21 protein-coding genes are annotated in these 25,709 nt (G+C 49.0%); all 21 read right to left on the reverse strand.

Going from position 1 to position 25,709, the window contains the following annotated elements; translation table 11 throughout:
• Nucleotides 1-237 precede the first annotated feature (237 nt).
• On the reverse strand, nucleotides 238-1,047 hold the full coding sequence (thiD, locus tag ACLGL1_RS03110) for a bifunctional hydroxymethylpyrimidine kinase/phosphomethylpyrimidine kinase (RefSeq protein ID WP_411007332.1): 810 nt from the start codon (nucleotides 1,045-1,047) through the stop codon (nucleotides 238-240).
• Between the two features lie 145 nt (nucleotides 1,048-1,192).
• A complete protein-coding gene (locus tag ACLGL1_RS03115; RefSeq protein WP_411007333.1) occupies nucleotides 1,193-1,876 on the reverse strand; it encodes a uracil-DNA glycosylase in 684 nt (227 codons plus the stop codon).
• Nucleotides 1,873-2,541, reverse strand: a complete 669-nt coding sequence (locus tag ACLGL1_RS03120; protein ID WP_411007334.1) for an ABC transporter permease — start codon at nucleotides 2,539-2,541, stop codon at nucleotides 1,873-1,875. Before ACLGL1_RS03120 ends, ACLGL1_RS03115 begins: the two co-directional genes overlap by 4 nt.
• Nucleotides 2,541-3,479 (reverse strand): osmoprotectant ABC transporter substrate-binding protein, encoded by a 939-nt coding sequence (locus tag ACLGL1_RS03125; RefSeq protein ID WP_411007335.1) that lies wholly within the window; start codon nucleotides 3,477-3,479, stop codon nucleotides 2,541-2,543. The genes ACLGL1_RS03120 and ACLGL1_RS03125 overlap by 1 nt, the downstream gene beginning before the upstream one ends.
• On the reverse strand, nucleotides 3,476-4,126 hold the full coding sequence (locus tag ACLGL1_RS03130; protein WP_411007336.1) for an ABC transporter permease: 651 nt from the start codon (nucleotides 4,124-4,126) through the stop codon (nucleotides 3,476-3,478). The genes ACLGL1_RS03125 and ACLGL1_RS03130 overlap by 4 nt, the downstream gene beginning before the upstream one ends.
• Nucleotides 4,127-4,129: 3 nt before the next feature.
• The gene (locus tag ACLGL1_RS03135) at nucleotides 4,130-5,317 is read right to left on the reverse strand and encodes an ABC transporter ATP-binding protein (RefSeq protein WP_411007337.1); all 1,188 of its coding nucleotides are present in this window, start codon (nucleotides 5,315-5,317) and stop codon (nucleotides 4,130-4,132) included.
• A gap of 193 nt (nucleotides 5,318-5,510) precedes the next feature.
• Nucleotides 5,511-6,950, reverse strand: coding sequence for an NADH-quinone oxidoreductase subunit N (locus ACLGL1_RS03140; protein WP_411007338.1), 1,440 nt, complete (start codon nucleotides 6,948-6,950; stop codon nucleotides 5,511-5,513).
• Nucleotides 6,950-8,479: a complex I subunit 4 family protein gene (locus ACLGL1_RS03145; RefSeq protein ID WP_411007339.1), complete on the reverse strand. Its 1,530-nt coding sequence runs from the start codon at nucleotides 8,477-8,479 to the stop codon at nucleotides 6,950-6,952. Before ACLGL1_RS03145 ends, ACLGL1_RS03140 begins: the two co-directional genes overlap by 1 nt.
• Nucleotides 8,480-10,372, reverse strand: coding sequence for an NADH-quinone oxidoreductase subunit L (gene nuoL, locus ACLGL1_RS03150; protein ID WP_411007340.1), 1,893 nt, complete (start codon nucleotides 10,370-10,372; stop codon nucleotides 8,480-8,482).
• A gap of 24 nt (nucleotides 10,373-10,396) precedes the next feature.
• A complete protein-coding gene (gene nuoK, locus ACLGL1_RS03155; protein WP_411007341.1) occupies nucleotides 10,397-10,705 on the reverse strand; it encodes an NADH-quinone oxidoreductase subunit NuoK in 309 nt (102 codons plus the stop codon).
• Nucleotides 10,702-11,211 carry an NADH-quinone oxidoreductase subunit J gene (locus ACLGL1_RS03160; RefSeq protein WP_411007342.1) on the reverse strand — a complete coding sequence of 170 codons (510 nt, stop codon included), beginning with the start codon at nucleotides 11,209-11,211 and terminating at the stop codon, nucleotides 10,702-10,704. The genes nuoK and ACLGL1_RS03160 overlap by 4 nt, the downstream gene beginning before the upstream one ends.
• Nucleotides 11,208-11,819, reverse strand: a complete 612-nt coding sequence (locus ACLGL1_RS03165) for a NuoI/complex I 23 kDa subunit family protein (protein ID WP_411007343.1) — start codon at nucleotides 11,817-11,819, stop codon at nucleotides 11,208-11,210. Before ACLGL1_RS03165 ends, ACLGL1_RS03160 begins: the two co-directional genes overlap by 4 nt.
• A 13-nt stretch (nucleotides 11,820-11,832) precedes the next feature.
• Nucleotides 11,833-12,873, reverse strand: a complete 1,041-nt coding sequence (gene nuoH / locus ACLGL1_RS03170) for an NADH-quinone oxidoreductase subunit NuoH (RefSeq protein ID WP_408977928.1) — start codon at nucleotides 12,871-12,873, stop codon at nucleotides 11,833-11,835.
• 11 nt (nucleotides 12,874-12,884) lie between these two features.
• Nucleotides 12,885-14,090 (reverse strand): NADH-quinone oxidoreductase subunit D, encoded by a 1,206-nt coding sequence (locus tag ACLGL1_RS03175; protein ID WP_411007344.1) that lies wholly within the window; start codon nucleotides 14,088-14,090, stop codon nucleotides 12,885-12,887.
• A gap of 15 nt (nucleotides 14,091-14,105) precedes the next feature.
• On the reverse strand, nucleotides 14,106-14,528 hold the full coding sequence (locus tag ACLGL1_RS03180; RefSeq protein WP_411007345.1) for an NADH-quinone oxidoreductase subunit C: 423 nt from the start codon (nucleotides 14,526-14,528) through the stop codon (nucleotides 14,106-14,108).
• Nucleotides 14,529-15,089 (reverse strand): NADH-quinone oxidoreductase subunit B, encoded by a 561-nt coding sequence (locus ACLGL1_RS03185; RefSeq protein ID WP_411007346.1) that lies wholly within the window; start codon nucleotides 15,087-15,089, stop codon nucleotides 14,529-14,531.
• Complete coding sequence (locus tag ACLGL1_RS03190) at nucleotides 15,080-15,439, reverse strand: NADH-quinone oxidoreductase subunit A (protein ID WP_408977932.1); 360 nt, start codon at nucleotides 15,437-15,439, stop codon at nucleotides 15,080-15,082. The genes ACLGL1_RS03185 and ACLGL1_RS03190 overlap by 10 nt, the downstream gene beginning before the upstream one ends.
• A 255-nt stretch (nucleotides 15,440-15,694) precedes the next feature.
• Complete coding sequence (locus ACLGL1_RS03195; protein ID WP_411007347.1) at nucleotides 15,695-16,288, reverse strand: DUF4125 family protein; 594 nt, start codon at nucleotides 16,286-16,288, stop codon at nucleotides 15,695-15,697.
• A gap of 10 nt (nucleotides 16,289-16,298) precedes the next feature.
• Complete coding sequence (locus tag ACLGL1_RS03200; protein ID WP_411007348.1) at nucleotides 16,299-17,240, reverse strand: DUF4037 domain-containing protein; 942 nt, start codon at nucleotides 17,238-17,240, stop codon at nucleotides 16,299-16,301.
• A complete protein-coding gene (locus ACLGL1_RS03205; protein ID WP_411007349.1) occupies nucleotides 17,237-18,058 on the reverse strand; it encodes a tetratricopeptide repeat protein in 822 nt (273 codons plus the stop codon). Before ACLGL1_RS03205 ends, ACLGL1_RS03200 begins: the two co-directional genes overlap by 4 nt.
• A gap of 360 nt (nucleotides 18,059-18,418) precedes the next feature.
• On the reverse strand, nucleotides 18,419-25,342 hold the full coding sequence (locus ACLGL1_RS03210; RefSeq protein WP_411007350.1) for a Cna B-type domain-containing protein: 6,924 nt from the start codon (nucleotides 25,340-25,342) through the stop codon (nucleotides 18,419-18,421).
• Between the last annotated feature and the right edge of the window lie 367 nt (nucleotides 25,343-25,709).

The following is a 25,709-nucleotide window of genomic DNA, read 5'->3' on the forward strand; positions in this document are numbered from 1 at the left end:
CCCTCATCATAACGAGGCTTTGTAAAGTCCATGGGATGACTCATGTAAACTTTTTGTAAATTTATTTAAATCCCGCCATTGACCTGTTTTTAGCCAATCAAAAACCGGTCCCGTCTTTTTTTGACGGAACCGGCTGCAGGACCAAGCAGGGCTGAAAAAGAGAATTGTAAAGAAGAAAAAGTGTCTTTAAGTATTATTTTTTACATTTCCAAGAATCGGTCCATTGGCTGATGTTTTTTAATGGTCCAGCCAGCTAAGCCCTTCTTTGTAAAGGCGGTAGAAGTGGTGGGTCGGCCCATTGCCCTTGCCCAATTCCAGGCTATGACTAATAGCGTCAGTGATATAGGCCTTGGCCCGACGCACTGCCTGGTGGGGGACCTGGCCATTGGCCAGGTTGGAGGCGATGGCACTGGACAGGGTGCAGCCGGTGCCATGGGTATTCTTGGTGGGGATCCGGGCGGCTTCAAAGCGGTGGACAGCCACACCATCATCAAAAATATCCACTGCGGCGCCATCCAGGTGGCCACCCTTGACGAGAACCGTTTGGGCCCCTTCCTGCCGCAGGGCCTTGGCCGCTTGCCGCATATCCTCCTCTGTCCGGATAGCCATGCCGGTGAGGACTTCCGCTTCGGGAATATTCGGGGTAAAGACCCGGGCATGGGGTAAAATCCCCCTCTTAAAGAGCTGGAGGGCTTCGGAGGCCATGAGGGCACTGCCGTCCTTGGCCAGCATGACCGGGTCAATGACCACATTTTTCGGCTGGTAGAGGGCCAGGGCATCGGCCACCGCCTGCATGGTCTCCGGCTGGGAGAGCATGCCGATTTTAACGGCATCCGGAGGGATATCTTCAAAGACGCAGGCCATTTGGTCCCGGATCACCGCCGGGGAGACGTCCATGATGGACCGGACTTCGCAGGTGTTCTCGGCGACCACCGCAACAATGACGCTCATGCCGTAAATGCCATGGGCTGCAAAGGTTTTTAAGTCCGCTTGAATGCCGGCACCACCGGAGGGGTCGGACCCGGCAATGGTTAAACAGGTTTTCATTTTTTCGCCTACCTTTTTTATGAGATTATAGGTCACTTTTATGTCTTCATCCCTATGATAAACGCTTTCAGGGGCCTGTGCAAGGCAGGCCGGGCAAGAAAAAAACGCACGCCGGTCGGGCGTGCGCTGAACTTTTACAAAAGGGCTAGTCTTCCTCTACATGGGTCATGCACCAGGCAATGGGCCGGAGCCCATCCCCTTCCAGGTAGGCATTGGCCCGGGAAAAGGGCCGGGAGCCAAAGAAACCGCGATGGGCCGACAGGGGACTGGGATGGGGGCTCTTGATGATATGGTGCTGGTGGCCAATGAGGGGGATCTTGCTCTGGGCGTGGGCCCCCCACAGGATGAAGACCATGGGCCTTTCCCGGGCGGCCAGGACCTTGATGATGGCATCGGTCAGTTCTTCCCAGCCTTGGCCGGCATGGCTCTTGGGCCGGCCATCGGCCACGGTCAGGGTGGTGTTTAAGAGTAAGACCCCCTGGCGGGCCCAGCCCAGGAGGTAGCCATCGGTCGGGATGGGGCAGCCCAGGTCTGCCTGTAATTCCTTGAAGATATTTTGCAGGGAAGGCGGCACCCGGACCCCTTCCTGGACAGAAAAGGCCAGGCCATGGGCCTGGCCGGCCCCATGGTAGGGGTCCTGGCCCAGAATCACCACCCGGACCTCATGGTAGGGGGTTTCATGGAGGGCCGTATAGATGGCATTCATGGGTGGGAAAACCCGCTCGGTCTGGTAGGCCTGTTTGAGGAAGGCCCTGAGCTTTTGGTAGTAGGGCTTGTCAAACTCGTCGGCCAGGAGGGCCTGCCAGTCGTTATGGAGAAAGGGCTTCATACGCTTTTGCCAACCTTCTTATGCTGGGCCAGGGGGTCTAGCCGTCTTTCCAGGACCCCCAGGCCCAGGTCGGCTACAATGGCCATGACGGCACAGGGCACCGCCCCGGCCAGGATAATGGCCCCCCCATCGGCGACGTTAATCCCCCGGCTGATGATATCCCCCAGGCCGCCGGCGCCGATAAAGGTCCCGATGGCCGTAATCCCAATGGCCAGGACCAGGGCATTCCGGACGCCCCCCATGATGACCGACAGGGACAGGGGCAGTTCCACCTTCAGTCTGACCTGCCAGGGGTTCATCCCCATCCCCTTAGCGGTGTCAATGAGGCCGGCGTCAATATTGCGGACCCCGGTATAGGTATTTTTCAAAATCGGCAGGATAGAGTATAAAAAGACCGTGACCACAACGGTGGTTGGCCCCAGGCCAAAGCCCAGCATCAGGATGGAGAGCATGGCCAGGGAGGGGACGGTTTGGATGACATTGGCAATGGAAATGAGCCAACTGGCCAGCTTAGCCCGTCGGGCAATGGCAAAGCCTGCCGGGATGGAAATAAGGGCGGCAAAGAAGACCCCGTAGAGGGAAATGAGAAAGTGCCGCAAGAACTGGAGCCAGAGGTAGCTGCTATTGGCATTGTAGTAGGCCAGTAAATCTTGTAAGGCGCCCATTATTTACCCCCCTTTCCCCGGTCTTCGAAGTAGTTTTGCTCTTCCAGGTATTCTTTAGCGACAATGGCCGGCTCCACATGGTCTTCGTCAGACCGCCGGTTTAATTTTTGCATGGTTTCAGAGCTGATGACCCCGTGCATCCTTTTCAGGACCCCATCCAGCTCAGGATACCTTTCCAGAACATCATGGGTGGCCACCGGGCTGGCATCATAGGGTGGGAAAAGGTGGCGGTCATCTTCTAAGAGGACCAGGTCAAAGGCATTAATCCGGCCATCTGTCGAATAGCCCAGGACACAGTCCACTTCACCGGCATGGACAGCGCTATAGACCAGGCCTAATTCCATGGAGTGCATATTGTTAAAGGCAAAGCCATAGATATCTTGGAAGGCTTCGTAGCCATCCCCTTCCCGGCGGAGCCAGTGGGTGTCGACCCCTACCTTAAGGGAATCCTTTAACCGTTCCAAATCGCTGACCTTGGAGAGGTTTTCTCTTTCGGCCAGCTCACGGGTAACCATAAAGGCATAGGTATTGGCAAAACCAAAGGAATTATACCATTTGCAGTCAAACTGCTGGTCATAGCCGTCAACGACGGCCTTGAAGGCCTTTTCCGGGTCCGTAATGGGGGGCATATTGAGCTCCCCGGTCAGGGAGGTGCCGGTGTACATACAGCCGGCGACATTGGCATCCCCATGGACCAGGGATTGGTTGACCAGGGTCGCTGACCCCAGGTTATTGATGACGGATACGTCCACATCCGGCAGGTAGTGGCGGATCATTTCAGCGGTCATTTCGCTCATGATCTGCCGTTCGGCAAAGCTGCCGCTGGCCACCACAATCCCGGACCGGGTCGAACTCCCTAGTCCAGGTAGGGAACAACCGGCCGTCATTAAAAAGGTCAGGGCCAGCAAGGCGGCCATTAATTTTTTAAGTTGTCTCAAGAGGCTGCCTCCTTTCTGCCACGGCTGCTGGTCCGCGGAGTCACCGCTTTTTCCAAGAGGCCCAGCAGGAAGTCGGCCAGGAGGGCCAGGAGGGTTACCGGGATGGTCCCCAGGATGATCATATTCTTGTTATAAACGTTCAGCCCGGTGAAGATAAAGTCCCCCAGGCCCCCGGCGCCAATATAGGAGGCCAGGGCTGCCCAGGCAATGACATAGATGCCGGACAGGCGGACGCCGGACATGATGACCGGCGCTGCCAGGGGCAGCCGAACCCGGACCATCCGCTGGTGGCGGGTGAGCCCCATCCCCCGGGCCGCGTCAATGATATTCGGCGAAACGCTATTTAAGCCCAGGTAGGTATTCCGCAGGATGGGCAGGAGCGAATAGATAAAGAGAGCCACAATGGCCGGCAAGCGGCCCACCCCAAAGAGGGGGATCATCAGGGCCAAGAGGGCTAGAGACGGGATGGTCTGTAGGATGGAAGCAAAGCCAATGATCGGTCCGGAAAAGCGGCGATACTGGGTCAGAAACATCCCCAGGGGTATGGCAACCGCTGCGCCCAATCCCAGGGCAATGATGGAAATAAAGAAGTGTTCACCGGTTTTCTGGAGTAGAAGGCTGGCGTTATCGACTAGGAAAGCCCACATACGCTACGCCTCCTCGCCGGAATCATCATCGGCAGAGGTCAGCTGGACAATCTCTTTCCCGATACAGCAGTCCTCATCATCGCCCCACATGCTGTCATAGATGAGGTCAACGACGATGGCCCGGGTGATAATCCCGACTAACCGGTCCTGGCTATCGACCACGGCCAGGTTTTTAAAGCCCAGGGTGTTGATAACGTAAATGGCCTCCCGGACCACTTCTGTATCCGGCAGGTAATAACAGTCTTTCATATAATCACGCACAGCCCCTTGCAGCTGGCGCACGTGTTCCACGTCAAAGATATCCAGGTAGCCAATGAGGACACCCTCGTCATCCGTTACAAAGAGGGAGTCGACCCGTTTTTCCCGCATAAGGAGGACCGCATCACGGAGGCTGGCTTCCGGGTTGATGGAAATAGGCTTAGTATACATGATTTCCCGGACCGTTGCGGTATTAAACCGGGCCTGGCGGAGCCGGTCTTCCCCGATGAGGTCGGTCACGAAGTCATTGGCCGGGTTGGCCAGAATTTCATTGGGAGAACCTTTTTGAACCACTTGGCCATGGTCCATGATGACAATCTGGTCAGCCAGGGTCAGAGCCTCGTCCATGTCGTGGGTGACGAAAACCACGGTCTTGCCCATTTCTTGCTGGAGCTTTTTGACCAGGTTTTGTAAGGCATCCCGGGTGATGGGGTCCAGGGCACCGAAGGGTTCGTCCATGAGGATAATTTCCTGGTCTGCAGCCAGGGCCCGGATAACCCCTACCCGCTGCTGTTGGCCGCCGGAAAGTTCATTGGGGTAGAGGTCCAGGTAGCTTTCCGGCAGGTTGACCCGTTTCATCAGGCGCAGGGCTACTTCCCGCATTTTTTCTTCCGGCCACTTTAAAAGCTTGGGCACCATAACAATATTTTCATAAATGGTCATATGGGGCATCAGGCCGATTTGCTGGATGACGTAACCGATTTGCCGGCGCAGGGCCACCTCATTGATGTCTTTGGTGGACTTACCGTTTATGAGAACAGCTCCCTCAGAGGGATCAATCATCCGGTTAATCATCCGCAGGCAGGTGGTCTTCCCACTACCGCTCGTGCCGATAAAGACATTAAAGGAACCATCTTCCAGGGTTAAATTAACATCTTTAACGGCAATAGCATTGCCCGGATAGACTTTCTTAACGTTCTTAAACTCTATCATACGCATGCTCCTTTCTAGCTTATTTACTTTCTTTTATTTTTTAAAGGCATATTTATAATAACATAAAAAAAGGTCCCTGCCAATAATACCCTTCAGTGATTATTCATAAAAGAATTTCCCCATCCTCCAAACCATAGAAATAAGGCCGGTTTTAGCAAAAACCGGCCTTATTTTCACTTGGTTTAATATTCAATTACATAATTAATGAACCGGCATCGGTCATGGTCAGGGTCATGGCCGGACCAAAGAAGAGGCCCAGGACGACACTCATGACCACGCAAACCACCAGGGCAATGAAGATCCCATTGCTCATGGATACATGCTGGAGGTTGGCCCCGTCAGCGGGCTTGGTCACATACATGGCCTTGACGACCAGGAAGTAGTAGTAGACGCTGATCATGCTCATCAGCAGGGCGATGAGGGCGACCAGGAGGTATTCAGCCTGGATGGTGGCGGTAAAGAGTAAGAACTTACCGATAAAGCCACCCATGGGCGGTAGCCCCCCCAGGGAGACCAGGAAGACGAACATGGCGGCCGCCAGGAAGGGAGACCGACTGCTCATGCCTATATAGTCATCCCGCCAGGTGGTATTCTCCTTCTCTTCCCAGGCACTGACCACAATAAAGGCGCCGGTGTTGGCGAAGACATAGGCCGTAATGTAGTACATCATGGCCATGGTACCAAAGTGGCTGGCAGCCAGAATCCCCAAGAGCAGGTAGCCGACCTGGGCGATGGATGAATAGGCCAGCATCCGTTTGACGTCTTTTTGGGCAATGGCCACCAGGTTTCCGAAGATGACCGAGAGGAGGGCAAAGGCCACAAGGACCGGGGCCCAGACGGCCTGGTAGTCCGGGAACAAGATGAGGAGCATCCGGGCCAGTAAGGCCAGGGCTGCAGCCTTAGAGCCGACAGCCAGGAAACCGGCGACCGGCGTGGGGGCTGCCTGGTAGATATCCGGGGCCCACATGTGGAAGGGAACGGCACTGACTTTAAAGGCAAAGCCGGCCATAATCATCACAATCCCCATGACCAGGAAGGCAGACAGCCGGCTTTCCTGACCGCCGCCGACAGCCATGTCTGCAAAGACGGTGGTCCCGAAGTAGCCGTAGACCACGCTCATCCCGTAGAGCATGACCGCTGAAGACATGGCTGAAAGGATTAAATACTTAAGGCCCCCTTCAGTGGCCAGGTTATCATGACGGACAAAGGCGATGAGGACGATAAAGCTCATGGTCATCACTTCAAGGCCTAGGTACATGGTAATCAAGTCCCCTGCAGCCGCAAAAACCATCATGCCCAAGAGGCAGAAGTTCAGCAGGGCGAAGCATTCAGCCTTCCGGTAGCCCAACTTGTCTACATAGCTGATGGCTGCCAATTGGACTAAAATCGCAGAAATAAGGATGATTACGCGGAAGTAGTTGGCATAGGTATCGATGTAGAGCATCCGTCCCCAGGTCAGGATCCCTTCCGCTGGGTTGAGGACCATCACAGCAATGGTGGCAGCGAGCCAGACCACAGACAGGCCCCCGTACACCTTGGCCTGGTTACACCCGGTAACCAGTTTCACCACGATCATAACAATCGCTAGGACGACGACGGAAAGTTCCGGGAAGATATTCGCTAAAAGTCCCATTAGAAGATCCCTCCCATCGTTGATTGAGATAATTTCACAAGCATGGGTGCCACACCGGATTGAACCATATCAGTGATGTGGTAGGGCCAGATCCCGAAGGCCAGTAGGCCGGCCAGGAGGACCACCGGGGCCACCAGGTAAATGCCATGAATATCCTTCATGTGATCCCACTGGGGATCGCGCGGACCCATGAACATCCGACGAACCGCCCGTAAGCAGTAGGTGGCTGTAATGACAATCCCACTGATGGCGATAATGGATAGGACCCTGTAGCTGAGGAAACCGAAGATGACCTTTTCAGAGGTAAAGGACCCCATAAAGATCAGGAACTCAGCGACAAAGTTGAACATCCCGGGTAGACCCAGGCAGGCCAGGGAGACCATGGAGAAGGCCACTGCCATTTTCGGCATCTGCTTGGCCAGGCCTTGGAAGCGGGTCAGGTCGCGGGTGCCGGCCTGGTGGTAAATATAGCCGATCAAGGCAAAGTAGCAGCTGGTCATCAAACCGTGGGCCACCATTTGGCTCACAGCCCCGGACAGGGACATGGCATTTAAGGTGGCTACCCCCAGGAGGATATAGCCCATGTGGCTCACGCAGGCATACCCGACGAGGAGCTTTAGGTCATGTTGTACCAGGGCGATACAGGCGCCATAGACAATATTGACCATACACAGGAGGGCAATGACCGGGGCCCAGAAGTGGGCGCCATCCGGGAAACAGGATACTGCCAGGCGGATCAGCCCGTAGCCCCCCAGCTTAACGATAACCCCGGCGTGCAGCATGGAAACTGCAGTTGGCGCTGCAGCGTAGCCCAAGGGGCTCCAGGTGTGGAAGGGGAACATTTTGACCAGGAAGCCCAGGCCCAGGGCCATCAGGCCATAGACAAAGATTTGAATATTGGCCGGGTAGTTGACATCAAAGAGGGCCTGCATATCCAGGGTGTAGAAGCCCAGGGCTTCCGGTTGGGCCGCATAGAGGTACATGGTGATGATCCCAATCAGGACAAAGACAGACCCGATTAAGAGGTAGAGGACCAGCTTCATAGCGGCATATTCTTTCCGCTTGGACCCCCAAATCCCGATGAGGGGATACATGGGTACCAGGGCGAATTCGAAGAAAATGTAAAAGAAGAGGAGGTTTTGGGTTAAGAAAACCCCGTAAACCCCGGTGACCAGGATCATTAAGAAGATATAAAATTCCTTGACCCGGTCATCCATATCAAAAGAGATACAGGTGCCGGCAAAGATAATCATGCTGGTCAGTAATACTAAGGGCATGGAAATACCGTCCACAGCCATAATGTAGTTGATACCCAGGTCCGGTACCACAGCGATTTTTTCCATAAATTGGAAACCACCGGCTGCTACATCGTAGCTAATAAAGCAGTATAAGCTGAGGATGAGGTTCAAGCCCATCATAACAATAGGAACCGTTTTCAGTGCGCGCAAGTTATGTTGCGGAATGAAGAAAACAATGAGCGCCGTCAAAATCGGCATGAAACAAATGGCTGATAAAATCGGGAAGCCCATTTATATCCCTCCCAACATCGGAATAGCTTTCCACAGAACCAGGATGATCACAGCTGCAAACATGACCAAGGCATAGGTCTGTAGATTCCCGGTTTCTGTGCGACGCAGTCTGGACCCGCCCCACTTGGTGACGGTGGCTAAGAAATCCAGGAAGCCGTCGATGATGACTTCATCGAAGAACTTACAGAATTTAGAGAAGCCCAGGACGAGTTTATGGAAAACCCAGCCGTAGAATTCGTCTACATAGTACCGGTTGTAGAGGATGGTATAAATGCCGCTGAACCGATGCGCAATCGCTTCTGCGGAAATGGCCTTCTTATAGTAGATCAGGTAGGCCAGGAAAATCCCGCCCAGGGCCATGATGGTCGATACGCAAATAACGAACCAGTTGGCTTCCGGATGGTGAACCTGCCCGTAGAAGATATAAGAAGCAAAGCCGTTTTCAATAAAGGGGGCCCCAACAAAGCCACCAAAGATGGCAAAGACAGCCAGGACAATAAGCGGCGTGGTCATAGTTGCCGGGCATTCATGTAAATGCCGGCTCTTATCCGTCTTATTCTCACCGAAGAAGGTCCGGAAGACCAGGCGGAACATATAGAAGGAAGTCATAAAGGCGACCACTTCAGCGATGACAAAGGTGAAATAATGGCCATTGGTAAAGGCGGTGGCGATGATTTCGTCCTTAGACCAGAAACCCGCAAAAGGAACAATCCCGCACAGGGCCAGGGTCCCGATTAAGAAGGTCCAGGTGGTTTTCGGCATATGCTTGCGCAGGCCGCCCATCTGGGACATATCGTTGGAGCCTACCACATGGATGATGCAACCGGCGCCTAAGAAGAGCAGGGCCTTGAAGAAGGCGTGGGTGCCCAGGTGGAACATAGCCGCCGTCATGGAGCCTAAGCCGACAGCCATAACCATGTAGCCCAGCTGGCTCAAGGTTGAAAAGGCCAGGACCCGTTTGATGTCGTTATTGACCAGGGCCATGGAGGCGGCAAAGATTGAGGTAAAGGCACCAATGACCAGGACCACCGTCATCGCCGCTTCAGAGGCTTGGAAGAGGACGAATTGCCGGCTTAAGAGGTATACCCCGGCAGCAACCATGGTGGCGGCGTGGATCAGGGCAGATACCGGTGTCGGCCCTTCCATCGCGTCCGGTAGCCAGACGTGGAAGGGGAACTGGGCACTCTTACCGATGGGCCCAACAAAGACCAGGATCCCGGCAATGGCAATAAAGAGGGTTCCCTCTGCCGTCGGAATTTTTTCCGCCAGCTCGGTAAAGTTAAAGGTGCCGAACTGGGCAAAGAGCAGGAAGAAACCAACCATGAAGCCGAAGTCGGCAATCCGGTTAAAGAGAAAGGCCTTTTGGCTGGCAGCTGCTGCACTGAAGGTTTGGTAGTAAAAACCAATGAGCAGGTAGGAGCAAAGACCTACCAGTTCCCAGCCGATAAAAATCATGAAGTAGTTGTTGGCTAAAACCAGGATCAACATGGAAGCCACGAAAACCGACAGGTAGGTGAAGAACCGCGGCGTACCCGGGTCCCCTTCCATGTAACCGATGGAATAAATAGATACCAGGAGGGAAATCACCGTAACAACAAAGAGCATCATTGCTGTCAGGGGGTCCATCAGGACGCCCAGGTCAATCGTGAGCCCGGGGATTTTAATCCAGGTGAGGCCATATTCAATAGGGGCCAGCATGGTAGCTGCCTTTTGAACATAGACTTCATAGGCAATCCCGGTCGCAATGACGGCGTCTACGGCAAAAGACCCGATGACCAGGCCCAGGGTTAACGGTTTATTCTTCTGGGTGAAAAGACCGGTCACGGCAAAGACAACGAGGGGAATAATCGGCAGTAGCCAAGCTAGGTTGATCCAAAACCATGTATCATTCATAGTCATTCTATTCTCCTCCTCCCCTTACCATTTCAACCAGTCGATGTCGCTGAGGTCAGACCGGCCGCGTTCGCGGTAGTTTTTCATAACAATGGCCAGGCCCACTGCCACCTCTGCAGCCGCCACAACCATGATGAGTAAAACAAAAACGTAGCCGACCGCCACTTCCGGATTCAGAAACCGGTTAAAGGCGACCAGGTTGATATTGACTGCATTGAGCATGAGCTCAACCCCCATCAAAACCGCAATTGGGTTCCGTCTGGAGAGGGCAATAAAGAGCCCTATGCAGAAAAGCAGTAATGCCAGAAAAAGATAATGTGTTAAGCCGATCATTTAGCATCATCCCCCTTTTCTGTAATCATCAGGGCTCCAATCATAGCCACCAAGAGTAAGACAGCGGCTAGTTCGGTTGCCAGGATGTGTACACCGAAAAGGCTGATGCCAATACGGTAGATTGAAGGCACCGCAATGGTCCCTGCCGGCAGGGCGGGCAGGAGGCGGATGCACATGCTCACCACAAAGCAGAGGGCCGCTGCAACCACCCCGCCCCCAACTGCTGTTTTAGCAAAGGGGTTGGTTAGGGTCCGAACGCCATAAGACTTGGTCAGCATAATCCCGAAAATAATCAGGATGGTAATGGCCCCCACATAAACCAGAAGCTGGGCCACAGCCAGGAATTTTTCATGCATGCTGGCATAAATACCGGCTACAGAGGCGAAAGTCACCAGCATGAGCAGGGCCGTCCGGAATAAATTCCGAGACACAGCCATGCCTAGGGCGCTGGCCACCAGGATAACCGCAAAAAAGTAGAACAATGCGGGAGAAATGGTTGATGTCATGCTTCTCCCTCCTTCTCTGGCCCCTCAGCCGGTTTTTCACTGCTTGCCGGGTCTGCCGGCTTAGCCGGATCAGCGGCCGCCTTAGCCGGTGCAGCCTTGGGCTTGGGCTTAGGGGCATTGGGGTCCGGGGCCGGTTTCTCGGCCTTGGGCCGGTCAACGGTGTAAGCAGCCGGGTGGGCGTCAAAGTAGTCCTTTTGCACCCGTTCAAATTCAACATTCATATCATGGGGAAGGGCTTCTAAGAAATCGTAGTCGGTGCCTTCCCGGTGATAAACGGAAATTTCAAAGTTTCTTGCATTCAGCAAGGCCTGGGTCGGGCATGCTTCAATGCACAGACCGCAATACAGGCAGTAGGAAATATCCATATCGTACTTGGTGACCTTGTTTTTATTGTTTTCGTCTTTCTCCGTTTCAATATGGATGACTTGGTTCGGGCAAGCCCGTTCGCAGAGCTTGCAGGCAATGCATTTATCGTAGTCATAGGCAAAAAAGCCATGACTGGCCGGGGGTAAATTCGGCCTTTCTTCAGGGTACTGCTCAGTGAATTTAGGCGAAAAGAAGTGCCGAATCGTCACCGCCAGTCCCTTTAATAGTCCTGTACCGTACAAAAGAAGCACCTCCTTACGCTAATGATTGTACAATCTTAAGGGCAATACCGGTAATGGCCATATTGGCAATGGCCAGAGGAATGAGGACCTTCCAGTTAAGCTTCATCAAGTGGTCAATCCGAATCCGCGGGTAAGTCCAGCGGATCCACATATTAATGAAGACAAAGACATAGGTCTTGATGATGATCCAGATCCAGCCGGGCAAAATCGGCCCATGCCAACCACCCAGGAAGAGGACGGCAGAAAGCCAGCACATGGCCAGGAGGGCCACATATTCACCCAGGTACATGAAGGCAAACCGCATACCGGAATACTCGGTCTGGTAACCGGCAACCAATTCCTGCTCCCCTTCCGGTAAGTCGAAGGGGTTCCGGTTCATTTCCGCCGTAGAGGCGACGAGGAAGATCAGGAAGGCCAGCGGCTGCCGCCAAATAAACCAACCATGGTCGATTTGGTTTTGAACGATTTCGTTTAAGTTCATGCTGCCGCAAATCATCACAATACCGATAACTGAGAAAATCAGCGGAATTTCATAAGAAATCATCTGCAGGGTGGCCCGCATCCCACCCATAAGGGTGTACTTGTTATTGGCCGCCCAACCACTGGTGAGCAGGATAAAGGTGGTTAAACCACTGACAGCAAAGTAGAAAAGCAGGCCCACTTCACTGTCTACCACAGTCATCCCGGCGCCAAAGGGCAGGACCATAAAGCAGAGCATGGTCGGGATAAAAACCACCAGGGGCACTAAGTTGTAGAGGAGCTTGTCTACATTCTTAGGGGTATAGGTGTTTTTACTGACGAGCTTGAGGATGTCCATAAAGAGCTGGAAGATACCTGCCGGGCCGACCCGGTTCGGACCGAGCCGTTCCTGGTAAAAGCCGGAAAACTTTCTTTCCAGGTAAACCAGCACGATAACGTTACAAAGTAAAAAGACCAGAATGACCACTGCAGCCAAAATGCGAACAATCCAGTCCCCAAGCATGGGGGACCCGCCTAAATTCACAATCCAGCCGGAGATAGCACTGCCGATATTGATAAATAAGTTATTAAGCATCCTGCCACCTCCTAACGGTCCACTTCACCCAGCACGATGTCAATGCTGGCCAGGGTGCTGATATAGTCTTGCAATAGCATGCCGTCTACAATGGCCGGAATCGCAAAGAGGCTCATGACACTGGGCCCGTGAATCCGAATCCGGGATGGCTTCATGCCGCCATCGGAAACAATGTAGTAACCGAGCCAGCCCTTGGACCCTTCAATTTGAGCATAGACCTCGCCCTTGGGCACCTTGATCATCTTAGGCACCTTGGCCATGGTCGGCCCTTCCTTGGGCATTTGGTCCAGAGCCTGGCGAATGATCTTGCAGCTTTCTTCCATTTCATAGAAACGAACCATGTAGCGGTCAAAAGAATCCCCGTTTTCCCGGGTGATGACCTTAAAGTCAAAGCGGTCATAGACGCTGTAAGGCCGGTCTTTACGCAGGTCAGCCGGTTTGCCGGCGGCCCGTAAGTTGGCCCCGCCGACGGAATACTTCATGCAGGTATCCACGTCAATAATCCCTACATTCTTCGCCCGAGCCTGGAAAATTTCATTGCCGTGAACCACATTGGCAAAGTCATCCATGGCCGCCGGAAAGCCGTCCAGCCAGCGGGTAATCATACCTTCCATGCCTTCAGGTAGGGGCGTCGGGGCGCCGCCAATCCGGAGGGCGTGGTTATTCATCCGGCTGCCGGAGTAGGCCTCTAAAATGTCCAGGATTTTTTCACGTTCACGGAACATGTACATCCAGGCAGTGTAACCGTTTAAGTCCAAGGCAAAGGAGGCCATATAGACCAAGTGGTTGGCCACCCGCTGTAATTCCCCTAAGATGACCCGGACATACTCGCCCCGCTCCGGAATGGTTAAATTCATGAGTTTTTCTACCCCCATGAGGTAGCCCCACTCATTCAAAATCGGGGATAGGTAGTCTAACCGGTCCGTATAGGGGGTAAACTGGGCCCAGGTTTTCTGTTCGGCGATTTTTTCAATGCCCCGGTGTAGGTAACCGATGACATTATCCACCGCTAAAACGTGTTCCCCGTCCATATGCATATGGGCCCGGAAGACCCCGTGGGTTGAGGGGTGTTGGGGGCCTAAGTTAAACACGAAGGGCTCTGACGGATGATAGGTTTTGGATACATCCCGCAGGGCATGCTGCTGGGCGCGTAAGGCCTCCACCTGGTCCGCTTCTGTCAGCTGGGCCCGGTCGTGCATTGATAGATTTTCTTTCATCTCCTCATGCCTCCTTTAATCACGTGTATTGGAGACGTAGTCTTTGCGTAGGGGATGACCTTCAAAGTCCGGCGCACAGAGGACCCGTCTTAAGTCGGGATGGTTATCATAAATCACGCCGAAAAGGTCATACACCTCTCTCTCCAGCTCATTTGCTGAAGGGTAAACCTCACTTAAGGTTGGGAGGTGGAGGTCTTCTTTCGACATGGGAACTGTAATGCGAAAAATAATATAATCATTTAAGTTCATGAAATGGTATATCCCGCATAAATCATCTTCCCGCTCTAAAGCCGTAATATCCACTAAAAATAAGGGCGCTAGGGAGGTTTTTAAGGCCTTGGCCGTCTCCACCAAGTCTTCCCGGGCGCAAAGATAAGTCGGGTTGGGACCCGAATCTTCGACCGGCTGAAGGGTCTTGAATTGCTGGTCTAAGTTCACTTACCTCTCCTCCTTCGCTACTTCCGGATGGATAACCCGTTCCCGTAATTTGAGGCAGGCTTCAAGTAAGGCTTCAGGACGCGGTGGGCAGCCCGGTAAATAGACATCTACCGGAATCATCCAGTCGCAGCCATTGGCCACCGCATAACTACCGGCAAAGGGGCCACCGGAAATGGCACAGTTGCCCATGGCAATGACATACTTGGGCTCGGGCATTTGTTCATAGACCCGTTTAACCACCGGGGCCAACCGTTTGGTCATCGTCCCGGCCACAATCATTAAGTCGGCATGGCGAGGCGAAGGGCGGAAAACTTCATAGCCAAAGCGGGCCAAGTCAAAGCGGGCACCACCGCAGGCCATCATTTCGATTGCACAGCAAGCGAGCCCCATGGTTACCGGCCAAAAGGACCGGGCACGCCCCTGGTCCAAAACCGAATCCAAGGTGGTTAAAATCACTGACCGGTCCATTTCAGCCCGGGTTGCTTCATCCAGGTGATTAATACTCGGCGACGGTTCAACCCGTGTTGAGTCCGACCAGCCATCAGATGTTTTTAACTCCATTCCAGGGCACCTTCTTTCCATTCATACCAAAGTCCTAAGCAAATAATCAACAAAAATACCACTGCCCCAACCAAGGGCAAGACCCCAATATCCTTGAAAATCAAGGCAATGGGGAAAAAGAAGAGGGCTTCAATATCGAAGAGCAGGAAGATCAGGGCATACAAAAAGTGGCTGACCCTAAACTGTACCCATCCTGTGCCTTCCGTATCGACGCCGCATTCAAAGGCCTCATACTGCCCGGCCGGCTTATAATAATGCGGGCTCAGAAGCAGGCTGACGCCAATCCCAGCTGCACATAAGAAAACAGCCAGCCCCAAAAACAAGAGCGCGGTCCACAATTCTACGTTCACCAGTGACTCCTCCATTCTTTTAGCACAAGCTTGTACCTTTTATTACTATTTATTATGCAACGATTTCACCAAAAACTCAATTAAAACCGCAAGCTTTCATGATTATTTATTACAAAAGTCGGACAATTTTATAAAATAGGTAAAATTTGTTACTTTTTCCGGACAGTTCCCTAACCTGCTATGAACCAGACCCGCTTCCGTTTGCCTCTGTTTTAACACAGGCTGCTTATACCCATAAGATTATCCAGTCTTCTCCTAGCTTTCTTCCTCAGCCTTTTCTCGGTAGGCAGCCACAGTATAGGCAACAATAGCCTCTACAGGATTGCGCCCTGCCGCCTGCCAAGCCTTAATATCTTCAAGGGCCAAGTTAAGGGTTACCATCGACCAGGTCGCCAGTTCACCCATGAGATAGTCTAAACCGGAAACTTCACCAGCTCCACTTACGGCTACCCGTCCCCGGACTTGCTGCGCCAGCTCGTTCTCAGAAAAAGCACTCTGAGCATCGGCAAATAATTGTCTCAGCGCTTGGAGCGTAACTGTTTTTTCTGCAGATAGAGGCAGGTATTCCGTGGCTATTTCTCGGGCAAAGTAGTCTGGATCGGATTGTTCCATCATCCGGGCATATTTCTCTGTCATCGGGTTATGTCCGACTTCAGCTGCATCTAATAAATCATTCATAAGAGCATCCAGAGTCTTCTCAGAAAATATTTGGTGTTGGGCCCGCCGCATAATAGCAAAGGTCTGCGGGTTTTCCTGACAAATAGCCCGCCCATTCAATCCTTGAACTTGGGTAAAAAATTGCCATTCCAGGTCAATTAATTGATGGATTAAGCTTTCTTTTTTGGGCATGGTCCTCCCTCTATTCTATATCAAACAATAAGGGCAGTTTTTTCAAGGCTGGGTCTGACACACTAGCTGCCAGGTCTTCAGCTAGAGGAATGAGAAAAGCATCCCTTTGGTCTAAAGCATAACGATCAGCCACAGCTTGGCCGACATCTTCACAGATGGCCTCAACCATAAGCGGGGGATTTGGTCCATCGGCTCCACTATTCCCTTGCACTGCAATAATTAGTAGGGCTTCATAAACCTCATGAAGCTGAGCTAAGTCTCGAGCTGCACGAAACCGCCACTTGTAAAAAGGCATATACCGGTCATTCAAAAGGAAGAGGACAGCCAAGGCATGATTAACAAACTCAGCCAAGGCCAGGTAAGCACTGCCCATATCTTGACGGCGCAAGGCCCGAGGATAGTTGTATTGGCCACTCTGGGCCATCTGAGCTAGGCGGCTAGCGCATTTTTTCCTACGTACGTCATCCGGATACTGGTACATGAGCAGCTCACGCCGAGCCGTAAATAAACCGGCAGGATCCGTCCAGACCTCTCCATTCGTTGCTGTGGCTAGCGCCCCTTGAGGGATTTTAAACCAGTCTAGAGTCGTTAATGGCTCCTCAATACCGCCTAAGGCTCGCCGGTAAAAAGAGTTCACTGACATGACCCCTCGACGATGAGCCGCTTCCGGGCCGGCTGGCTTCCGCCTATAACCCCGAAAGCTATCCGGTAAGGCCGCATAGGCCTGGGCAAGGGCAGGGCCTGCCTGCCCAAAAGCTTCTTCCGTTAGCCATAAGCAGATATCCGGGCCAAAGTCATGGTCCCGGGATAAATCATCGTCATAGCCAAAACACTCAGATCCTTCCCCTACTAAGCCGGCAGCAATCACCGGCACAAGCTGTGGGAAATCTTTTTCCAGCATGGGCCTGACCACTTCTTCATAATAGCCTTTAGCTAAGTCTAGTCCCTTCATTTTCCTTCGCCGGCTTTCTCGGCTATTTGTTGTTGAAAGGCTTCTAAGTCTTTGTAGGCCGGGTGGTTGGAGCCAAAGTCGCGGGCGAGGGCTTCCAGGGCCTTTTGGGCATAGGCCTGGGCCTGGTAATAGTCCCCTAGCTGGTCATAGACTTGGGCCAGGGCATGGAAGGCCTGGCCTTGGTGGATATCCCTCCCCTGGGGAAGGGCTGCATACCGGGCCAGGGCTTGCTCCAGATGGGTCTTGGCTTCGGCCAGGTTGCCGGTTAAAAGGTCCAGCTGGCCGATATTGAGGAGGCTGGTGCCCACTTCAGCAACCGCCTCAGGGACCTGCTCGATAATGGCCAGGGCCTGGACCAGGAGCTGGCGGGCCTCTGCATACCGGCCCTGCTGACGGGCGGCCACACTCCGGTTATTATAGAGGGCAGCCATGGGGTAGGCCTCCGCATAGCCCAGGCGTCTATATAATCGGTCTGCTTCGTTAAAATAACGGTCCGCAGAATCGTACTGGTCTTGGGCCAGGTAGACATCCCCAGTATTTAATAAGGCCGTAGCATAATGCACACTATCCTGCAGGCCGGCGTCAATCATCATGGATAAAATCTGCTCATAAAGATAGCGGGCTTCATCGTACTTGCCCTGGGCCCGCCAAATGCCCCCCAATTCATTGTTAACCGCAATTATTCCAGCGTTATCACCACTCTCTTTTGCCAGGTCCCCCTGTTGAAGAAGAAAGGCTTCTATCGCCAATGCATCCCCTGTTTGAAATAAGCGGTCCAGTTCCATGTAAAAGTTCTCTTGATTAAAAACGGCTACCACTTGTCCACCTCCTGCTAACGCTTGGTATTATATAATTTTTCCATAATATATCCCTATTATAGCTGAGCCCCTTGCTGAAATACAAGCATAACCCTTTTTAGCTGGGTTAATCCAATCTAAAAAGGGGCTGCATCGAATGATTTTGCTCATTCTGATACAATCCCCTTTTCATAAATTAAAGTTCATGATCATGTAATATAAGTTGGTGTGAAAAGCAGTGAACCAAATGACGCTCATCAATCTTAAGCTAGACCCATAATTTTTGAAAGCCCTTTTTGAGATGACAATAACCAGGCCATGAAAAGGCCCCCAAGAAGTTAGACTTTCTAGGTCCAACTTCTTGGGGGCCGTTCACAATACTTAAATGGCCTCAGGGGCTTTTTTCATCAAACGTATCCACCTTTCGTCAATTAATCCTGGTGTTTTTCTCACATACTCATGACTATTAGTTGCTTCAACTACATCTCCATATGACCAGGATTTTTCATCGTTGTCTTTAAAATTAATTATGTCCTCTAAATGATTTTTCACAAAATCCAAATCACATTTTCTTTCTAACATTCTATTTGTTATTGAAACAACTTCCTCTCTTGTGATATTTGCTTCAGGTTTAAAGAATCCCCCTGGATATCCATTAACCCAGCCCTTGTAGTAGGCAGATGCAATTTGATGATAGCCCCAATAATCTTTTGGGACATCTAAGAAATGAACTTCTGCCGGTTCTAATTTGTCAAATCGCGATGCAATCGAGGCGAATTCTGCCCTTGTGATTGCTTGTGACGGTTTAAATGTTCCATCAGGATATCCTTTTATAATATCCATTTCAGATAGTATTAAAATGGAGTTCGTATACCAATCATTTGCCTTGATATCTTTATACTGATCTTGAAATGCCATCTGTTTTTGATACTTCTTCAAAAGCAGGCGGGAAAACATGGCTGCTACCTCTGCCCGGGTCATATCTTTTTTAGGTTTAAATGTTTTATCAGCATAACCGTATAGATAGGCAAAATGGTCCTCCTTATTTAAAAGTCCTTCTATACCAGGAACGTTTGTACCACCACCATCGTCACCTGGCACTGATGGGGTCGGTGGGGTCGGCGGTGTTGGTTTTGCCGATGACACGTAGGTATTTGTTATGGTATAGCCATTCGTTACATCGCCCGCTATACTTACTTCGTAGCTGTACTTGTCGCCTTTACTCGTCACAAAATCGATGATCGTCTTACCATCTTTTTCCTTTGCACCTGCTTCTGCCACTGTATAATTTATTTCGCTACCATTTTTCTCTTTGGCAAGGTCTTTAAATTCCCCCGTCCAGTTATTAGCATCATTTAATGTTAATATTTTATTTGTGTCTATATTATCTGCAAATAGTTTTACTACCACTTCATGTTTAGGTGCATTTTTTCCGCGCCACATTTTTTTGACAGATACTCTTGTTTTTTCTAGTTCCGGTTTTGGTTGTGGTGGTTTTACATAAGTGTTTGTAACCCTTAATCCATTTTCCGTCTTTGTATAATTTATCGGTACAAAGTCTTCTCCCTTATGATCTACTTCTTTGATGCTATAGGTGTACAGATTTCCACTGGCATCTGTCTTGTCTTGTTTGCCAAAATTGATTTCGGTTGTGCCGGGTTCCAATTTCTTTAGCTGGTTTGGAACATCGGTGACTTCTCCGCTGTCAATTTTTCTTTGGAGTTTGAAGTAGATGGTTGGACGCGTTTCCTCCCCTGGAGTGTCACCGCTCCAAACCTTTGTGGCTTTAATATCTTCATCTGTTTTTGGGATTTCATAGGTGTTGGTGATGGTGTTGCCCTTTTGGCTCACGGTGTAGGTGTTGCCGTTGACGATTACTTTTCCATTTGTTACGTCGTTTTCCTCGACATGATAGGTGTACTCGTAGCCTTCTTTGTCGTGCTTGGCTAGCTTGGTCCAAGTGTATTTAAAGCCGCCATCTACTTGAGAATTCGTGGGCGCTACATCAACCCTTTCTTCAGTCGCTCCTTTTTTCGCCGATGTTCTTTTAAGGATTAAGTCTACGGCGGTGTGGTCGGTCGATGGGCCGTTGACCCATTTCTTTGTGGCTTCAAATGTCGTATAGGTGTCTTTACCTCCTCTTGTATTGGTCACTTCCACGGTTTTTGCTTTGTCTGTTTCTGTCAAAGTAACCTTTCCGTCGGCGGTCGAATAGCTTGGCGTATAGCCTTTTGTATCGGTTTCTTCTATTTTATAGTCACCAAAATATAGGCTCCTTAGTTCTTTACTTTCCCCTGGTGCCAAGTCGAATATTTCCTCGTAACCATAGGGTCCTGTTACTTTAAATCTAAATTTGATGGGCTCTACCGTGGATTTCGCCATTCTTGTAACCCTTGTTTTTGGATCTTCTAGTGAATTTTTCTTGATGATGAGTTTGCCAAGCTCATCTTCTCCGCTTTTTACGGTGTTGCTTATCTTGTTTGCGCTTGTATCAAAGTTTCCAAGTGTCCAGTTTTGGTTGGTCACATCACGGTCTTTGAACCTTTCTTTTACATAGTAGCTGTATTTGTCCCCAGTACTATTTTTCTCATCCAAATTATCCCAAGTTGCAGTGGTTTTTGTACCATTGATTTCTTTTTCCTCTGCACCAATTACTTTTTCTTCAGTGGTTCCAGCTTTTCTCCACAAGTCAAGCACCATGCTTGGGCGGGTTACTTTCACATCGCCAAGCCATTCTTTGGTCGCCGTGAATGTTATTTTTTGCGGTTTTGGTTCTGGTTTGGGTGTCGGTTCCGGTTCTTGTGCTTTTACATAGGTGTTGGTGATGGTGTAACCAGTTTCCATATTGCCCGTCGTCGCAACGGTGTATTCGTTGCCCTTGCCGTCCTTCCATTTACCGTCTTTTTCGCCCGCTTCTTTGACAGTATAGGATATAGGGCTGCCATTTTCTTCTTTTACCAAATCTGTCCAGGTCACTTCTGTCGTGCCATTGGTTAATTTTTTAGACTGGTCGCTTAGTTTTTCATTGTTTTTATACAGGTCAAAGGTTACCGTCGGTTTTGTCTCGGGGCCTCCTTCACCCATCCAAGCTTTTGTCGCTTTAATGCTTATGGTTTCAGGCTCATAGGTGTTTGTGATGGTAAATTTTCCATTTTGACTTGCATCTTCTGCGATATCGACCTTGTATTTTTTCTCTTTATTGCCATCTTTTTTAATGAAATAGCCCTTGTCTTCTCCCACTTCTTTTACAGTATAGTTTATTTCTTCTTTACCTTCTTTAAAGCGAGGAAGGTCTTTAAATACGCCTGTCCATTGGTTGCTGCTACTGAGTGTAAGACTTTTTCCGCTCACTTCACTACCATCGGCAAGGAGTTTTACTTTGACATCAAATTTGTCATTATCACTCATATTACTGGACCATTGCTTTATGACCTCAACCGATGTCTTATCCGTCTGTTTATTGGTAAAGGTCACATCCTTTGCCGTTTCCGTTAACCCGTTTTTATAAATGGTGGACGATAATACGTTTAAAGTCTTCTTACTTGTGCTTGCTCTTTCCTGATTATCTCCGACTTTAATTTTTATATAGTAAACAGTTTTGTCGTATTCGTCGCCTGCATTTATTTTTTCCGGTGTGATTTCTCGAATCTTTAAGATGTGAGTGCCGCTTCCTCTAAGGTTAATGACCTGTTGCACATTGCCATCTTTATCGTTTTGAAGGGTGGCAACGGGTTCGAAGGTCATCTTATCCAAAGGTTCATTGTCACTGGTCATTTTGTGACTGTCCACTTGAAAACTAAATTGGTCCGCAGTTTGTGCCGCTTGTCGATTGTTTTTGTCATGCAGAATTTTATTGATTTTTAAGGCGTAAGGGCCTGTAATCATTTCATTGTCTACCATTTGTATTTGGCCAATGGCATATTTTCCTTCGCTGGCTTCTCTTGTTAGGACAAAGGGATGAAAACCTTCGTCTAAATGGTAGCCCTCAGGGGCCTTTATCTCTTTGACTGCATAGTCTTTTTCATAATCAAGGGTCCAGCCGTCTTTAACATTATCCCCAAATACTGCTGCGACACCATTTTGGTCAGTAGTGAATGTTTTTACTTCCTTGCCATTGTGTTTTAATGGCTGATAACTTTCGCCCACTTTTTCGTAAAGTTTAAATTCTGCACCTTTTAGCGGAATAGAATAGTTGTTCTTATCCACCTTTTGTATGGTCATAAAGGGGATGGTTCCTTGACCTGATGAATTTGACAAAACTCTCTGTGTACTTTCACTGGTCACGCTGCCAAGACCTTTTAAGGTAGCGGTGTTGCTTAATTTTTGTCTATCTTTTCCGCTGACCAAGCATTTATAGGTTATTTCATAGGGTGTCCCATCTGGTAAATTTGCCTTTAATGTCTTTGTTGTTGCGTCATAGGTCCAAGTGAGGGTGTCGTTGTTATTGGTATTTAAATTTTTAAAGTTCAAACTCCCGTAAACTAAGGACATATTGGAACTCATCACATCTTCTAAGACAATGTAGTCATCTTCCGGCAAATAATCTACGCCCTTTTCATTGACGCTTAATTTGTAATTAGCATAGGTGTTGCCGTCGGTTTTATCCTTGTAAGTTTTTACCGTTTTCTCTTGAACCTTATATTGTTTCGCCCTTGTTAGGGGTTTCGACTTTATCGTCGCCTCCAAGCCTTCCTTAGGATTTTTCTTGTAGTATTCACTCTCCGTTTCCGCTGAAAGTGTTCCGAAAACCTTGCCCTCTTTATTTTTGATGGCACGTTTATAGAATTCATCAATAAGAATTTCTTTATCCTTATCCTTTGTTTTGACTAAAAAACGAAATTTTAAGGCATAAAATTCTGGGTCCATGGTATAATCTTTGTCAATAAATTTTTTTGGCCACTTTTCCGGCAGCTTAACCCTTATGCCCCTGTCGGTTTTCTCCCAGGATAGTAAACTCGCTTCTGTATAGCTGACATTGTAGTCTGAACTTACATATACACCACAAAATTCGAGTCCATCTAAGTGCTTGTCGCTATCTGGCGCAATGTCAAACAAGCTCGTATCAAAGGGAATGTCAATAACCCGCTCTTGGTCCACGGGAAAGTTCTTAACATAAAGCTCTACTTCCCCCATCACATTAAAACGATTATTGGAAGCAGCTACCATATTGAGAATCTCTGGATAGTAGCGAAAATAATTAGAAGATTCTTTCTTAAAGGGACCTACAGAGAAGTTCGCTTGAATCATATGGTCTTCAATATATACTTTTGAAGAAAAATCAAACATATCTTGAGAAATATAGTCTGAATTTATTTTCTTCTCAAAGGCTGTATTAAATCGAATGCGAAAATATCTTTTTTTAGATGCTGGTTGCAATTCTGATTTTAATTGGCCCTTCTTTTCCTGCAAGAAATAAATCGATTTATTTCTAGAAAAATTTGAATTAAATTTATAATCTCTACCCTCAACTAGCACAGTAAATGGTCCGTCCGGCGAATCTGCCTCCTCGACCACGACATTTGACATATCATCTCCATCCGCCATTAAGTTATACTTCATAGTGCGTGTTTTTGTACGACTTTCAAAATATAGAAAATTGTATCCGCCGACACAAGTCGGCACTTCAACCAACATTTCCCAGGAAAGTGTGCGGGTATTCCAATCCATGACCGGTTCTTTTACCGTAATCTTAGGTTCTTCTTTTTCTTCCTTGACTTTCCAGTCGGTAGATTTCCTTCCCCAGCCCTTGACACTACCATCCAAGTCGTTGCAATAAACCTTGGCAATATATGAGGAGTTCCATTTGCTGATTTGCCAACGACCATCACTCCCATAAACCCAGTAGCTAAGTTCATAGTAGTACTTTCCCGCATCTTCAGGAAAAACATAGGCATAGCTAGTTTCTTTGTAGTCCCCTTCCTGCCCTTTTTTAAAATCATCCTTATATACGGTATATTTTTTAACTACATTACCCAATTCATCTTTGGCAATGACTTCCATGCCTCTTTCATCGAGGACATTTCCCGGATGTTCTTTATAAGAATATAAAAGCAAGGTAGACCCAGCCATATCTCTGTGGAAAAATTCATTGATCTTAATGATATTTTTACGATAAGGCCATTGTGCTGGACACTGGTCTTTGTTTGGATTTTCTTTCCACACTTCACTTTCTTTATCAAAGTCATGTTCCATGTCGTAATAGTAAATCCTTACCTGGTCTTCATTTTTAATATAACCAGTAATATTGTCGGGATTATCCATGCCATCAAAAGATAAGCCTACTTTATTGAGGGTTTCCTCTTTCTCATATTCGCCTCGCATGGCTTCATAATCGACACTAGCCGTGAAATGGATATTAAACTTTGTTTGCTCCTCTTTTGTGTCGACTGCGCCATCCTTAAACTTGATTTCATAACCGACCGTACGGCCAGAGGCTCTCTTCCACTTTACTTCATAAAGAGCTGGGTCGACGATTCTTTTTCTAAATTCTCCATTGTCATCATATGATTCAACGCGCAAACTATCTTCGTCTAGGTCTAGGATTTTACCTATCTGGTCGTCCGTTGTGATCAGGTTTTTCGCTAATTTCTTGTGGTCAATAGGTATGATTTCTACATAATGTTTAAAGCGAACCTTTCCCGCTTTGTTTTCTTCCCTTCCATAGTAGGCATTAATCCAGCTGCTTACCCTATAGCGGGGTTTTGGCTCGTCTCCTGGAGTCGGAAGATCTGGCTTTTCATCTACTATATAGGTATGTTTTTGAATGGTTTCGCTAAATTTAAGTTCTGTTACGTCTTTTATAAGCTTAAACTTCAATTGAATCTCAAATTTGACATCCGCTGCGCCAGTAAGCTTATTAAAATCAACATGGTCTTTGTTAAAATGAACCGTCAGCACCCTGTCTTTTATGGTGTATTTATTGCCTGAAACAGTGGTCGTTTTGGGTTTGCCCTCATCAGAATAGGTGACCATAATATCGAATGACTGCTCTCCGCCAAGGCCTTCTAAACCTTCAGGCAAGGTGTAAGTCATGTCTACGCCATCATTTGGAAATTGATGCTCACTCGTTTCCGCAAAGGATAGAGTAAGGGTATAGGTGTCCCCCTTTTCTAACTTTAATTTCTCATCCTCTATAGAGACAGGCCCTCCGTTTTCGGTTTGTATCTTTGCATCGGTCAGATGTTTACTTAAATCATATCCACTCGCTGCATAGGCACTTATAGGGAAGAGGTCTGCAAAACTTAAAAGCATCATTGTTGTTAATAGAATAATCGCTATAAACTTATCTATAAATGTCCTTTTCATAAATCCTCCTATCAAAAACATTGATGATATGCCCTAATATAGGATTCCTCTTTTTAGCTTAATCATCGCATACGCATTTAATTTTTGCAATTAATATTTACTATTTTTTATTTCGAAAGTTCTGCCAATAAAGTTGGTGTAAAAACTTCCAGCGTATCCTTGTTCTAAAATCCCCTCAAGCTACAGATGTACTTTTCTTTTCTCTACCCTCTCTAGGGGCAAAATCCGATTCTGCACCCTGGTCGATGTAACACCCACTATTGCTGCTTTATTAGGCACCCGGTTCCCCAGTGAGTGTGAAGGAGCACCCGTCTATCAAATCCTAGATGATAATATAACTATAATATATAACACATGTTCCGTCCTT

Source organism: Peptococcus simiae (genome assembly GCF_046569735.1).
GTDB lineage: Bacteria > Bacillota > Peptococcia > Peptococcales > Peptococcaceae > Peptococcus > Peptococcus simiae_A.